This is a genomic window from Microcystis aeruginosa NIES-2549, from assembly GCF_000981785.2.
GTDB classification, from domain to species: domain Bacteria; phylum Cyanobacteriota; class Cyanobacteriia; order Cyanobacteriales; family Microcystaceae; genus Microcystis; species Microcystis aeruginosa_C.
Map to the genome: position 1 here is coordinate 3,091,310 of NZ_CP011304.1, position 14,511 is coordinate 3,105,820.

At 43.3% G+C, this 14,511-nt stretch carries 13 protein-coding genes and 1 pseudogene; 3 read left to right on the forward strand and 11 right to left on the reverse strand.

Annotated features, from left to right (window positions below; translation table 11 throughout):
- Positions 1–170: 170 nt before the first annotated feature.
- The 5 genes from map to pstS (myaer_RS15160) all read right to left on the reverse strand — a co-directional run bounded on the left by map (position 171) and on the right by pstS (myaer_RS15160) (position 5,150).
- The gene (gene map, locus myaer_RS15135) at positions 171–935 is read right to left on the reverse strand and encodes a type I methionyl aminopeptidase (RefSeq protein WP_046662706.1); all 765 of its coding nucleotides are present in this window, start codon (positions 933–935) and stop codon (positions 171–173) included.
- A gap of 341 nt (positions 936–1,276) precedes the next feature.
- Positions 1,277–2,086 (reverse strand): phosphate ABC transporter ATP-binding protein PstB, encoded by an 810-nt coding sequence (gene pstB, locus myaer_RS15145; RefSeq protein ID WP_046662707.1) that lies wholly within the window; start codon positions 2,084–2,086, stop codon positions 1,277–1,279.
- A gap of 11 nt (positions 2,087–2,097) precedes the next feature.
- A complete protein-coding gene (gene pstA, locus myaer_RS15150; RefSeq protein WP_046662708.1) occupies positions 2,098–2,982 on the reverse strand; it encodes a phosphate ABC transporter permease PstA in 885 nt (294 codons plus the stop codon).
- A gap of 4 nt (positions 2,983–2,986) precedes the next feature.
- The gene (gene pstC / locus myaer_RS15155; RefSeq protein ID WP_046662709.1) at positions 2,987–3,961 is read right to left on the reverse strand and encodes a phosphate ABC transporter permease subunit PstC; all 975 of its coding nucleotides are present in this window, start codon (positions 3,959–3,961) and stop codon (positions 2,987–2,989) included.
- A gap of 175 nt (positions 3,962–4,136) precedes the next feature.
- Entirely contained in the window at positions 4,137–5,150 is a 1,014-nt protein-coding gene (pstS, locus tag myaer_RS15160; protein ID WP_046662710.1) for a phosphate ABC transporter substrate-binding protein PstS, read from the reverse strand.
- Between the two features lie 714 nt (positions 5,151–5,864).
- Here pstS (myaer_RS15160) and myaer_RS15165 point away from each other — a divergent pair.
- Complete coding sequence (locus myaer_RS15165; RefSeq protein ID WP_004268311.1) at positions 5,865–6,881, forward strand: PstS family phosphate ABC transporter substrate-binding protein; 1,017 nt, start codon at positions 5,865–5,867, stop codon at positions 6,879–6,881.
- Positions 6,882–6,987: 106 nt separating this feature from the next.
- Here the strand turns inward: myaer_RS15165 and myaer_RS15170 are convergent, their stop codons facing one another.
- A complete protein-coding gene (locus tag myaer_RS15170) occupies positions 6,988–7,320 on the reverse strand; it encodes a hypothetical protein (RefSeq protein WP_046662711.1) in 333 nt (110 codons plus the stop codon).
- Between the two features lie 254 nt (positions 7,321–7,574).
- Between myaer_RS15170 and myaer_RS15175 the strand changes: the two genes are divergently transcribed.
- Entirely contained in the window at positions 7,575–7,961 is a 387-nt protein-coding gene (locus myaer_RS15175) for a hypothetical protein (protein WP_046662712.1), read from the forward strand.
- Between the two features lie 265 nt (positions 7,962–8,226).
- Here the strand turns inward: myaer_RS15175 and pstB (myaer_RS15185) are convergent, their stop codons facing one another.
- The 5 genes from pstB (myaer_RS15185) to pstS (myaer_RS15205) all read right to left on the reverse strand — a co-directional run bounded on the left by pstB (myaer_RS15185) (position 8,227) and on the right by pstS (myaer_RS15205) (position 13,414).
- The gene (pstB, locus tag myaer_RS15185) at positions 8,227–9,024 is read right to left on the reverse strand and encodes a phosphate ABC transporter ATP-binding protein PstB (RefSeq protein ID WP_046662713.1); all 798 of its coding nucleotides are present in this window, start codon (positions 9,022–9,024) and stop codon (positions 8,227–8,229) included.
- A gap of 146 nt (positions 9,025–9,170) precedes the next feature.
- The gene (gene pstB / locus myaer_RS15190) at positions 9,171–9,974 is read right to left on the reverse strand and encodes a phosphate ABC transporter ATP-binding protein PstB (protein ID WP_046662715.1); all 804 of its coding nucleotides are present in this window, start codon (positions 9,972–9,974) and stop codon (positions 9,171–9,173) included.
- Between the two features lie 200 nt (positions 9,975–10,174).
- Positions 10,175–11,068 carry a phosphate ABC transporter permease PstA gene (gene pstA, locus myaer_RS15195; protein WP_046662716.1) on the reverse strand — a complete coding sequence of 298 codons (894 nt, stop codon included), beginning with the start codon at positions 11,066–11,068 and terminating at the stop codon, positions 10,175–10,177.
- 170 nt (positions 11,069–11,238) lie between these two features.
- On the reverse strand, positions 11,239–12,198 hold the full coding sequence (pstC, locus tag myaer_RS15200; protein WP_046662717.1) for a phosphate ABC transporter permease subunit PstC: 960 nt from the start codon (positions 12,196–12,198) through the stop codon (positions 11,239–11,241).
- A 94-nt stretch (positions 12,199–12,292) separates the two neighbouring features.
- Positions 12,293–13,414 carry a phosphate ABC transporter substrate-binding protein PstS gene (pstS, locus tag myaer_RS15205; protein WP_046662718.1) on the reverse strand — a complete coding sequence of 374 codons (1,122 nt, stop codon included), beginning with the start codon at positions 13,412–13,414 and terminating at the stop codon, positions 12,293–12,295.
- Positions 13,415–13,924: 510 nt separating this feature from the next.
- On the opposite strand from pstS (myaer_RS15205), the pseudogene myaer_RS15210 reads away from it, so the two are divergent.
- A pseudogene (locus myaer_RS15210) lies at positions 13,925–14,399 on the forward strand (hypothetical protein).
- The last annotated feature ends 112 nt before the right edge of the window (positions 14,400–14,511 follow it).

Here is a 14,511-nt window from a genome sequence, read left to right on the forward strand (position 1 = left end):
TGAGTTCGGTTTAAGGGAATTTTGCCATAGCTTGCACGAAAGAATAGGAGTTTTAGGCTACGGTAGCATCAGGGTTTTAGCTTATCCCGAACTGAGGTTACTTACTTTTTTCTAAAGTAGTTGAAGCGACAGAAACCCCGCATAAAGCGTTAGCGGCGTGCGTGGGTAGTTCATTCGGGTACAGTGAGAATTTCGACACCGGTTTCGGTGACGGCGATGGTGTGTTCAAATTGGGCCGAAAGTTTACCATCTTTAGTAATAGCAGTCCAACCGTCTTTTAAGACAATATGTTGCCAGGTTCCCTCATTAATCATTGGTTCAATGGTGAATACCATGCCGGGGCGAATTTTTTTGCCCTTGCCGCGAATGCCGTAGTGGGGAACCTGTGGACCAGTGTGAAAAACATTACTGATACCATGACCGACAAAATCTCTAACCACCGAAAATCCTTGGCCTTCGGCATATTCTTGGATAGCTGCGCCAATATCGCCGATTCTCCCCCCCGGCTGCACTGCATCTATGCCTCTTTGCAGACATTCTCTGGTAACTTCCACTAACTTTTTGGCCAGGGGGGAGGGAGTACCGACAAAGAAAGTCTGGGAGGTATCGCCGTGATAACCTTCTAAAATCGGGGTGACATCGATGTTAATAATATCGCCATCTTTGAGGATTTGATCGGCGCTGGGGATGCCGTGACAGATAACCTCGTTAATGCTAGTACAGATGGACTTAGGAAAGCCGTGGTATCCTAGGGGCGCACTTTTGGCTCCATGGGCGCGAGTCCAACGTTCTGCTTCATCATTGATTTCTAGGGTACTTACCCCCGGTTTAACCATATCTGCCAGATGATCTAACAGTTTAGCCGCTAATCGTCCGGCTCGTCGCATTTTGTCAATTTCCCGCGGGGAGAGTAAGGTGATGGTATCGTTGCCCATGAATTATCCGACTGTTGAGAAAGATTCTTGTTACATTTCTTATCCTACCAAAATCGGGCAGTCTTAGGGTTTAGGGAGTGGGGTGTGGGGTGTAGGGTGTAGGGTGTAGGGTGTGGGGTGTAGGGTGTAGGGTGTAGGGTGTAGGGTGTAGGGTGTAGGGTGTAGGGTGTAGGGTGTGGGGAGAATAAATAAAAATAATCTCCTGTCTCCTGTCTCCTGACTACTGATAACTGATAACTGATAACTGATCACTGATAACTGATAACTGATAACTGATAACTGATAACTGATAACTGACTACTGATAACTGATAACTGATAACTGATAACTGATAAGAGAAATTAACCGAATCTACCGGCTACATAATCGCGAGTTTGTTGATTAACTGCATCGGTGAAAATTTTCTGGGTGGTGTCAAATTCCACCAAACGACCGACACGGGTTTCATCGGCATTAAAAAAGGCCGTGCGATCGGATACTCTAGAGGCCTGTTGCATATTATGGGTGACAATGACGATCGTGTATTGTTCTTTCAATTCATGGATTAATTCCTCGACTTTGAGGGTAGAAAGAGGGTCTAAAGCAGAACAAGGTTCATCCATTAATAATACTTTTGGTTTTACTGCTAAAGCGCGAGCAATACACAATCTTTGTTGTTGTCCCCCCGATAATCCTAAAGCAGATTTATTCAACAGATCTTTAACTTCATTCCAAAGAGCAGCTCCTTTTAAAGCTGATTCCACAATCCCATCTAATTCACTGCGACTAGCGGAACGATAAATTCTAATACCATAGGCAATATTATCGTAAATAGTAGCGGGAAAAGGGTTAGGGCGCTGAAACACCATACCCACCTGTCGCCGTAAGGTATGAAGGTTAACTTTGGGGGCGTAGATATCTTGACCAAAAAACCTAACTTTCCCTTTAACTGTCACTTGCCCCTCTAATTCCCCGATACGATTGAGAGCTTTTAAGAGAGTAGATTTACCACAACCAGAGGGGCCGATCATGGCGGTTACTTGCCTTTGCGGGATTTCTAAAGAAACACCTTCCAGGGCTTTTTTGCTACCGTAGAAAAAGCTAAGATTTTCGACTTTGATCGCCGAATTAGCTAGAGACGTAGGATTGTTCATGATAGAGGAATCGATCATCAGAAAAATACTTAATTTGAGCGTTTACGAGTAACAAAACGGGAGAGAAGGCTAGTAATTAAAACTAAGATAATTAGGACTAAAGAAGCTGTCCAAGCCAAGGAATTTTGTTCAGGAAAGGGGGAACTAGCATAGTTATAAATCAACACCGTTAAAGCCGGTGTGGGCGACCAAAGACTTTCTTGCCAAAATTGACTAAATAAAGCCGTAAACATTAAGGGGGCGGTTTCTCCAGCGGCCCGGGCCACCGCTAATAATATCCCGGTCATAATCGGTGCGATCGCTGCTGGTAGGACAATGCGAAATACCGTATCGAAACGGGAACCCCCCAAAGCGGAGGAGCCGAGACGGTAGGATATGGGTATTAGTTTTAGTGCCTCTTCCGTGGTTAAAGCGATGATCGGCAACATGATCACCCCCAAAGCAAACGCCCCCGCCACGGCGGAAAATTGTTTGGTAGTTAACACCAAAACCCCGAAAGAAAACACCCCGACGATGACGGAAGGGGTACTACTCAACACCACGATCGCAAAGCGCAGAATCCCACCAATTTTGGAACCCCGAGCGAATTCCGAGAGAAAAACCCCAGTGAGAATCCCCAGAGGTATGCTGCCCAGGGATGCTAAACCGACCATAGTTAAAGTACCCACGATCGCATTAGCGAAACCATTGGGAACACTAGGATCGGAGCCAACCGGGGCGGGTAAAGAGGTGAAAACTTGCCAATTGAATCCGGGTAAACCTTCTTTGACAATTTGAAAGAGGATAGCGAATAAAGGCAGAATGGCGATGGCACTAAGAGCGATCGCTAAACCCGTGAGACCGTTGGTAAAAAAATGTCGCCACGGTGACAGGGGTTGCTGTAAATCTTCTTCGGGAAAAGCTCCTTGGCTCATAAAATTAACGATTGCGGTTGATAAATTGTACTAATAAAGCCGCTACACTATTGACGGCCAAGGTAATAACAAATAGAATCAAAGCTAGATACATCAAGGCTCCGATGTGGATTTTTTCAAAAGCTTCTGGGAAGGTATTGGCTAGTACAGCAGGAATAGTATAACCGGGGGCCAAGAGGGAGGGACTAATAATCGAGGAGTTACCGATTACCATGGCCACCGCCATAGTTTCCCCTAAAGCGCGCCCTAAACCGAGGATAATCGCCCCGATAATACCGGAACTGGCCGCCGGCAACAGCACGCGCCAGATGGTTTCCCAACGAGTGGCACCTAGGGCCATGGAGGCGCTGCGTAATTCAGAGGGGACGGTAAGCAAGACATCGCGACTGATAGCAGAAATAGTCGGCACGATCATGATCGCTAGGATCACACCGGCGATCAGCATACTTGGTCCCAAAGGTTGGGTATTAAATAAAGGGAACCAAGCAAAATTTTGAAATAACCATTCTTGCAGGGGTTTAAGCACGGGAATTAGCACAAAAATCCCCCATAACCCGATAATTACACTAGGAATCGAGGCAATTAATTCTACTAGAAAACCGATGGGATAACGGATACTTGCTGGCAAATAATTCTCGCTAGTGGTTAAAGCAACGGCAACACTGAGGGGAATAGCTAATAAAAGAGCCAGAATCGAGGAAACAACGGAACCGAAAATAAAGGGTAAACCACCAAATTTGAGGACGTTCACATCCCAAGTGGTTCCCCAGAGAAATCCCCAACCGAATTCATTGATCGCCGGCCGCGCATCCTGAAAAACAATCCAGGCCATCCAGAGCAGAAAAATTAAACCAGAGGCGGCACAAATCCAGACTAAGACAGTAAAAATGCGATCAAATAAACCCGCAGCGCCGGGGTTTTCGTTAAGATTGGCCGCCGAGACATCCAAGTACTCGACAGGTTCAGAAAAATTGGCCATAAGGTAGAGAGCGATTACCAGTTATCAGTTGTTTAGAATGCAACTGTAGGGGCTGAACATTGTTCAGCCCACAGAAAAGAAATACTTGCAGTTATTAGTTATGGACTTAACCGGTAACTTTTTTCCATCTTACTGGAAAGCGGTGACAATCAAGCTTAAACTAATACAAGAGTATTTATTTAATTTTATTAACTTCGGCTAAAACTCTTTGAGTCACCGATTGGGGAATCCGAGTAAATTCCAATTGATTGTTAATACCTTGACCGGTGGTGAGAATCCAAGTCAACAGTCTTTTAATTTCCGCCGCTTTTTTGTTATCAGCGTAGTCTTTCGGTACTAATAACCAAGTAATCCCGACGATCGGATAACCACTGCTCGGATCGTCCATATTAGCGGTAAAATCGGCGTTAAATTTGATCCCTTCCATCGCCTTGTTAGCTTGGGCGAGACTGGGTTCGACAAATTGACCGGCTTTATTCTGAACTTTGGCGGTTCTCATGGTTGCCCCTTCATTTTTGCGGGCAAAGGTATCTTGAACGTAACCGATCGAGCCTTCTGTTTGTTTAACCAGGGCCGCCACACCATCATTTTTCGGTCCTTTGAGAACGGTAAAACCCCAGTTCGGTTCTTTGCTGGTTCCCACCTTACTTTTGAAGGAAGGACTAATCGCACTCAGGTGAGAGGTAAAAATCTCGGTAGTACCGCTACCATCAGCCCTAACCACCACTTTAATGGGTCGGTTGGGCAGTTTCGGATCCACTTGTCTCCAGTTAGTGATCTCGCCACTGAAGATTTTACCGAGGTTAGCCCTGGAAATTTGCAGGTTATTTACCCCCGGCAAATTATAAACCACGGCGACGGCTCCCCCGGCGGTGGGAACCAGCAGTAAACCGTTTTTCATCTGGCTTTTTTCCGAGGAGGAAGGAGCGGCATCGGAAGCGCCAAAATCGACCGTTCCGGCGATAAATTGCCGGACACCGGCACCGCTACCGACGGAATTATAGTTAACGGTGACACCGGTGGCGTTTTTATAGTCGGCAAAATAACGCTGGTATAGGGGCGCGGGAAAGGAGGCTCCTGCACCGTTCAGGGTTTGGGCGAAAGCTTCTCCCATCGTCCCTGCTAAGGCCGCTGCCGTGGCGAAGGAGACAGCACACACACGAGTTAGGGTAGCAGTTGAGAATATCATAAGTTTTCCGGTTGAAGAATCCTGCACAATTGGAGAAAGTTGAACTTTCTTCAAGATATAGTTTAAGGCACAAATATTACTTTTAAATCTAGAAATATTTGCGATTTTTTTGGTTAAGATTGGGTAAAATTTTGGTTAAGTTTAATTTAAAAAATCCACAGCTTTTAGCAACAATTTAGATCGATCAAGACCAAAATCCATTGTATCTATTCAAGGATGAAATCTTAATTTAAAGCATCTGTTGGGGAGAAATTGCCCAGACAAAGCTTTTTATCTAGGGCTTGCTGAATAAACCTAAAAATCTTGGCTCTCCCAGCTTTGGTGGGTAAAATGTATTCTAAGATACATTTCTCCTAGCGAGGGGGTGGAACGAACCACAAAGACACAAAGGACACAAAGATCGATCGATCATATTGTAAGTTAAACTTATCACACAGAACCTAGAAGAGCCAAATCTTGTTGGATAAGGCTTTTAGACTTTACGCCCCACACCCCACACCCCACACCCCACACCCCACACCCCACACCCTGCCACCACCGAAAAACTTTTTCAGCAGCCCCTATCTAGGTGTGTGAAGGCAAACAGGGCCACCGCTGCTTTTCGATACTGTTAAGTTTGTTATCTTTTTGGTAGAATTTTTACATCAAATCAATTTTTTTTGAAATGATGGAGAGAGATTTTTCTGACTCCCAGAAAAGCAAGGGGATGGATAAATGCTGATAAATCTCGATAAATTGCTCAAAAAGGCTCTTATTTTTGTTAGTGCTGGTGTTTTAGTTGCTTGCGCTCCCGTTGACTCCCAATCAAATAAATCAATTATTATTGATGGGTCTAGCACCGTTTACCCGATCACCAAGGCTGTCGCCGATGAATACAAAAAACAAAAACAGCCGTCTGCGGATATAAGCGTCAACTTTTCGGGTACTACTGGCGGATTTCGGCAGTTTTGCGCTGGAAAAACCGATATTAGCAATGCTTCGCGACCGATTCGCAGCGATGAGATCGAAGCCTGTAATCGGAATAACATTAGATTTATCGAATTGCCGATCGCCTTTGATGCGCTCACCATCGCAGTCAATAAAGAAAACAATTGGATTGATAGCATCACTTTAGAGGAATTAAAAAAAATCTGGGAACCTGCGGCCCAGGGTAAAATTACCAAGTGGAGTCAGGTGCGATCGGGATTGCCGGATAAACCTCTCAATCTCTTTGGTGCGGGCAAAGATTCGGGAACTTTCGATTATTTTACGGAAGCGGTGGTAGGAGAAGAAGATGTTAGCCGCAGCGATTACGTTGCCAGTGAAGATGACGACACTTTAATCCAAGGAGTTAGTCAAGATGCCAATGCCCTAGGATATTTTGGTCTAGCTTACTACGAAAAACAAGCGGCGAACTTAAAAGCCTTAGCAATAGACAGTGGTAAAGGGGCTGTTTTGCCCTCCCGGGAAACGGTGCTACAATCCACCTATCAACCCTTAGCCCGTCCTTTATTTATCTACGTTAACGCCCAAAAAGCCCAGTCTAATAAGGATTTACAGCGTTTTGTCGAGTATTATCTCAGTCAAGCTCAAAATATCGTTCAAGAGGTCGGTTATATTCCCCTGAGCGGTGAGCATTATCATTTAGCCAAGGTCACTTTCTTTAACGGGGAAGCGGGAACAGTTTTCGGGGGACACTCAAAATTCGATGTGACTTTAGCCGAATTACTGCGCCAGAAAGCCAAGTTTTAGAAACTTAAAATAGGGTGAGATTAACTCACCCTATCAACTTTTATTTATGCTGCGGGAATAAAGCTAAAATTCTTGGGTTTGCTTCCTTTTTCTTGAGAAGAGGCATTTATCGGCGTTGTATAAAGAATTGATTAGGGTTGATCAAGCTTTTTGCCAGTGATTTGGCTAATCTTTCCTCCTGATCTGGGGATTGTCCGAAAAGATGCTCTACAATTCGCTTAACTTCTGTACGGATACCGGTGACTTCGTTGCGGAAAAACTGTTGATCGCTCTCAGCTTGAGTGATAAATTGGTTTAAGCACTCGTTGGTTCGTTCAAAACTCCCTGCTATTGTCCTAACCTCACGGGTTAGCTGTGCTATATCTTCTCGATTCTGTTGCGTGAGGACAACGGTAGCCTGTAGTATGCTCTCGATCCGTTCTAATCTTTCATCCGTCATCGGTTACAATCCCTTTAGAGCTTTTTATCTGTCTCTTGCCAATAGTAGTCGTTAAGGGACTATTTTAATTATGGGAGATCAATCACGGAACATGAGGATTATTATGTCTCACGGTCGAGAAACTGTTAGTAACTCAAGGTCAAAATTCTTGCCAGAAGAAGAACATAAGCGATTGCAAAATTAGCCCTATTCCCATAATAACAGAAAAGGTTTGAGTTTGAGTTTGAGTTTAATTTTATCTAGAAAATTTTGTCATGAAAAATCTTCAACAAACTATTAGATTTACTTTATTATATTTACTTCTTACTGCCAGAGTTCTTGCCGCACCACCTCCCACTCGTATTAATGATTGTTCTAACACTTTTATCCAAGAAATAACCACCAGATTTGATGACGACCCTGATGCGGAAGCAGTTGTGGTTCTAACCAACGGAGTTGTTCTGTTTTTCTATGTTAAACTTGATGAAGTTCCAGCTTTAAAAACAGCTTTACCCGGCGATAAAGTAAAACTCTGTTTAACTAAAGTGCCAGATAATTGTCCACCGGGTGATGAACGAGGTAAAATTTATAGTGTGTTAAACTATAGAACTCAACAGTATTTTAAAGCGATGAATTCTTGGCATTACTGTGGGGGTGCTTAACATTAGTAAGCTTATTTTTGTAAGCCATATTTAGTCTTAGCCATCTCAAACAAACTAAAGTCTATCAAGAAGCAATAAAAGAAAGTAGAAAAGAAGGTCAACAACGGGGGAAATTACCGGCATAACTTAGATTATCTTACCCTCGCTATTTCCTTAGACTTGGACAACGTTTTTGCAATCAGTTAAGTTAATCGTTTTTCAATCATTCCAGATGGAAAAAATTAATCTATCCCGGAATCATGAATAACGATTAATTATTAATACTTTAACCAAAACGACCGCTAACATAATCTCTAGTGGACTCTTGAGCGGGATTTTGAAAGATAACCTCTGTGCGATCATATTCCACTAAATAACCTACTTTACCGCCTTTTCGGGTCGGTTCAGCATTATAAAAAGCCGTTAAATCAGAAACCCGCGACGCTTGTTGCATATTATGAGTAACAATAACTATAGTATATTGGGTTTTCAATTCGTGAATTAATTCCTCAATTTTTAGGGTAGAAATTGGATCGAGTGCCGCACAGGGTTCATCCATTAAAACAACTTCCGGTTTAACCGCAATAGCGCGAGCAATACATAACCTTTGTTGTTGTCCCCCCGATAAAGCTAAACCACTTTCTTTGAGTTTATCTTTAACATCATCCCAGAGAACGGCTTTTTTTAAAGATTCTTCCACTAATTGATCCATATCGCCGATGTAGCCATTTAAGCGCGCCCCAAAAGCGATATTTTCATAGATAGATTTAGGAAAAGGATTCGGTTTCTGAAAAACCATACCGATGCGACTGCGTAACCCGATAGGATTAACGGAATTACCATAAATATCTTGACCGCGAAAGGTAACTTTTCCTTCAATTTTGGCACTTTTAACTAGATCATTCATGCGATTAAAACAGCGTAAAACTGTACTTTTTCCGCAGCCAGAGGGACCGATAAAAGCGATCACTTTTTTCTCAGGAATATCAAGGTTAACATCACGAACAGCGAGATTAGAACCATAGTAAACATTTAAGTTTTTGGTTCTCAAAACTGCATCGGTGACAACATCGGTACTATACATAATTTTCAAAGGAAATAAGGAGATGGGTGTTTTTTTCAGTGACCAGTAAACAGTAATCAGTGAAAAGAAAACTCCAAACTTGCCACTTTATACTGATAACTGATAACTGATAACTGATAACTGATAACTGATAACTGATAACTGATTTAGCCAAAACGTCCACTAACATAATCTTTAGTTGCTTTTTCTTGAGGATCACTAAAGATTTTGTCCGTATGATCAAACTCGACTAGATAACCAATTTTGCCACCTTTATCGGTGGGTTCAGCGTTATAAAAAGCCGTTAAATCCGCTACTCTGGTGGCTTGTTGCATATTGTGAGTAACAATAATAATTGTATAACGTTCTTTTAATTCGTGCATTAATTCCTCAACTTTTAAAGTTGAAATTGGATCCAGTGCCGAACAGGGTTCATCCATTAATAATACTTCTGGTTGAGCGGCAATAGCGCGAGCAATACATAATCTTTGTTGTTGTCCCCCCGATAGGGAAAAACCGCTTTCTTTTAGTTTATCTTTTACCTCGTCCCAGAGAGCAGCTCGACGCAGGGAAGTTTCTACTAATTCATCTAAATCACCTTTATAACCATTTAATCGCGCTCCGTAAACCACATTATCATAAATGGATTTGGGAAAAGGATTAGGGCGCTGGAACACCATACCGATATATTTTCTTACTTCGACCGGATCCACATCTTGAGAGTAAATATCTTGGTTATGATAAAAAACTTTGCCGTCAATACGAAAACCGTGAATTAAATCATTGAGACGATTAAAACACCTGAGAATGGTACTTTTTCCACAGCCAGAGGGTCCGATAAAAGCGGTGACTTTATTTTTGGGAATATGGATGGAAACGTCTCGTACTGCTCGATAATTACCATAGTAAATATTAGCATTATCCACCTTTAAAACGGTTGCAGTTGATTGGGTAGTGCGATTAGTTAGCATAAATTATTGACCTTGAATTTGGATAATTGAGAAATTGGAAAGATAGGTAGATTTTTACTTAAATATCCCTTTTTACTTTTTCCCTGACTTAAGTAGGGAGGCACAATTATTTGTAGGATGGGTTAGCGATAGCGTAACATAATCGGGCGTTGGGTTTCATGCTTCAACCCAACCTACGTTCTTTTTACTTTTTCCTTGACTTAATAGGTTTTCTGGCGCGTGGCTAAACGGGATAAAATGTTAGTTACCAACACCAAAAACACCAGAATTAAAGCTCCTGCCCAAGCTAATTGCTGTTGGGGGGCAAAAGGGGCAGTAGCAAAGTTGAAAACCAGGACCGAAAGGGTGGCAATCGGTTCCAAGATACCCCGAGGCCAAAAGTTAGAGAATAATGCCGTAAAAATTAAAGAGGCGGTTTCTCCAGCCGCCCTAGCAATTGCTAAAGTAACACCGGTCAAAATAGCGGGAACTGCGGCAGGAAGGACGATTTTTAGGACGGTTTGGTAATTATAGGCCCCCAAACCCATGGCCGCCCAGCGGATGTCTTGGGGAACGATTTTTAAAGCCTCATCGGTGGTTCTAATAATAGTGGGTAACATTAACACGGCTAAACCGATCGAACCGGCAAGGGCAGAAAAGCCTAAAAGGGCTGTTCCTTCGCCAAATAATGGCGCAACTAGCAAACCGTAGGCGAAAACCCCGACAATAATCGAAGGAACGCCCGCTAACACGTTGGTAGCGAAGCGCACACCCTGGGCAAGTTTGTTATCACCGCTAAATTCCGAGAGATAAACCGCCGCTAAAACGCCGATGGGAACTGCGATCGCTGTGGCTAGGGCAACGACGATAATTGTGCCTAAAATGGCGTTAGCGATGCCTCCTCCTCCTAACCCCGGCGGTGGCGGTAATTTGGTAAAGAGATTGGCGTTTAAACTGCCCACCCCTTGTACAAAAACGAAGCCTAGGACGGCAAAAAGCGGAATAATCGTCACTGTTAAACATAAACCCGATAGAACGGTCATAATTGTCCCCAATAGCGATCGAGGACTACCCGGTTTCTTTTTGAGATTATTGCCTAAATTCGCACTATCCATATCAGTTATCAGTTATCAGTTATCAGTTATCAGTTATCAGTGAAGAGTGAACAGTAATCAGTAATCAGTAATCAGTGAACAGTAATCAGTGAACAGTGAAAAGACAGCAGTAAACTGCCATTTGATGATGAACACTTAATACTCAAAACTCAAAACTGATAACTGATGGCTTAATACTTAGCTTTGACACGATTAACGATTAATTCGGCGAAGATATTGACTACTAGAGTCAAAACCAAGAGAACAAAACCCGCATACATTAAAGCCGATATTTGCATTCCCGAGGCTTCGGCGAATTGGTTAGCCAATAAGGAAGCGATCGTGTTAGCAGGAGCGAGAATAGAGGCACTAATGCGGTTAGAATTGCCGATAATCATCGTTACTGCCATGGTTTCCCCTAAAGCGCGCCCTAAAGCTAACATAATCCCCCCGACAATCCCGGAAAAAGCGGCGGGAATTAATACCCGAAAAATCGTTTCCCAACGGGTGGCCCCCAAGCCTAGGGAAGCTTGCCGCAAATCTGGCGGTAAAGCGGCCAAAGAGTCACGAGAGATAGCGATAATAATCGGCAGGATCATAATTGCTAAAATTACCCCCGCCGGTAACATCCCAGGACCCCCTAAAGGAGTACTAAAAAGAGGAATCCAACTAAAATTAGCATTTAGCCAGTTACCAAGGGGTCTGATGATAGGAATCAGTACAAATATACCCCACAATCCGTAAACAACACTGGGAATAGCGGCCAAAAGTTGTACGAGAAAAACCAAAATTGTCCGCGCATTTAAGGGAATAAAATCTTCGCTTAAAAAAATGGCCGAACCGATACCGAGGGGAACAGCAATCAGGAGTGCAATCAGAGAACTAACGAGAGTCCCGTAGATAACGGGCAGAACTCCGAATTCTTCCCGACCGCGCACGGGATTCCAAGCACTACTGGTCAAAAATCCCAGACCAAAGCTTTGAATCGCCGGTAAAGCCCGAATAAAAATAACTAGGGCAATCAGGAGCAAAATTAGCCCAATAGCGATGGCAAAGGCGGTAGTCAATCCCACAAAGCCTTTATCGAGGATTTTTTCCGATTCCGGACGTTCTTTAAAATTTGAGTCGGGTGAAACTGTGGGCGCACTCATGATTAGGGTTTAAATCCAGCTAGTTTGCGGTAGCTAAGGTCGAAATTGGCCTTTCTCCACTATTATTGTAACTTTGAATACATTTTTTCGGCGACTAATCCACCTTGATCGTGTAATCAGGATAGATGACATCGGCGGCAGCGGCTACTCGTTCGCGGACATTTTTCGGCAGGGGAATGTAACCAAGGGCGGCGGACTGTTCCTGTCCCTGATTGAGTCCAAATTCGATCATCGCCTCCATAGCTAAAGCTTTTTGGGGATTGTCGTATTTTTTATAAACTAACATCCAACTATAAGTGACAATGGGGTAGGAATTTTCCCCCGGCGGATCGATGATAAAAGCGCGTAAATTTTCAGGCAGTTCGACGTTAGCGAGGGTAGCGGCGGCGTTGGTTTCATCGGGGGCGACAAATTTACCCGCCTGGTTTTGTAGAGCGGCCATGGGCAGGTTATTATTTTTAGCGAAACCGTACTCAATATAGCCGATCGAGCCTTGATTTTGTTGAATTAGGGCAGTTACACCCTCATTGCCCCTACCACCGAGAAATTTACCTTTTTTGGTCGGCCATTGTACGGCTTTTCCTTCCCCGATGCTTTTTTTCCATTCGGGACTAACGGCGCTTAAAAACTTGGTAAAAACTCCCGTTGTCCCGCTACCGTCTGCCCGGTGAACTACGGTAATTTCTTCATCGGGTAGTTTTAAATCGGGGTTATCGGCGGCAATTTTGGCATCGTTCCAACGGGTAATCGTGCCTAAAAAGATGCCTATATATGCTTCTCTACTTAGTTTCAGCCCTTCTACTCCGGGCAAATTATAAGCCATAACGATGCTTCCCGCCGTCATCGGTAGCAGTAACACCCCGCGGCTAACTCTGGCCATATCCTCGTCACTCATGGCCACATCGGAAGCGCCAAAATCGATCGTACCTTGAATAAATTGTTCGACTCCTGCCCCGCTACCGGTAGATTGATAGTTAATTAGCAGTTTAGAAAATAGTTGATTGATGGTGACAAACCAGTTTTGATATAGGGGTGCAGGAAAAGAAGCACCTGCGCCATTGAGGGCGACCTCTCCTTGCAGAGGAACTTGGGCGATTCTATTGCTTCCCTCTCCGCTGGTTCCCGCCGTATCGCCGCCACCACAAGCGGTTAAAGTCGCTGTTAAAGTCGCTAGGGATAAGGCTGTTAGTAAATGAGTTCTGTTTTTGTTGGGCATAGGATTAATTTTGATCCGTAAACTGCCTTAAATTTTACGCTAAAAGTTACCACGGCTTGGTAAAGAATAGGTTAAGAAGTCAATAAAAAACATAATGTATTGCCAAGAAAAGTTTTCTCGATAACTAGACAAAAATCTCAACTTCTTTGACTATTTATTTTGACTAAACATTAGTTTTAAGTAGGGAGGCACAATTATTTGTAGGATGGGTTAGCGGTAGCGTAACCCATGCGGGCGTTGGGTTTCATGCTTCAACCGTTCGGACTTCGGCGTGAGCTCAGTCGAACGCTGAGCTCACGGCCGAAGCCCAACCTACGTTCTTCTTTTACTATTTATTTTGACTAAACATTAGTTTTAAGTCGCGGTAAAGCCGCTAACTTTTCCTGTTTAGATAGGGGTTTTCTCTTTCCCTATCATTGTAGGGACGTAAAAACAACAAAGAAAAGATTAAGGTTTACAGCCAAAACCTAACGCCATTTTTTTACTTTTTACTTTCTCCTTTTCACACCTATGCTAGAAATTTTTACTCATCTATCACCTCCCACCAAAGTAGTAGCAATTGTCCTAGGAACTGCCCTACTTTTACCCGCCTGTGTCAATATTTCCACTCAAGACCTGAAACCGATTAAAATCGATGGTTCGAGTACCGTAGCACCAATTACTGACAAAGTTCTCGAAGATTTTAAAGCTAAGAATCCCTCCCATGAGCGCGACGGGAGTGTCAACTCGTCCTTTGTTTATTTATGTTAATGCCCAAAAAGCCCAAGAGAATCCCGCTTTAGAGAAATTTGTCGAACATTATCTCGATCGAGTTCCCAATTTATTAGATAATATTGGTTATATTCCCCTACCCGACGAGGCCTATTATTTGGCACGGGTACAGTTGCAAAAATTTGAGGTAGAAACAGTTTTTGATTGCCGACCTCAACCCAATTTAACCATCGGGGAATTACTTCGCAAACAAGCCCAATTTGAAGCTAAGTAACGATTCCCATCTGGAAAATATATAGGAATTTTCCTGCTGCCATCTGACTCCTACTATAGCAAGAGGTTGGCCAATTTAAAGCAACAGAGATACAGAAAAAAAGAGGGGATAA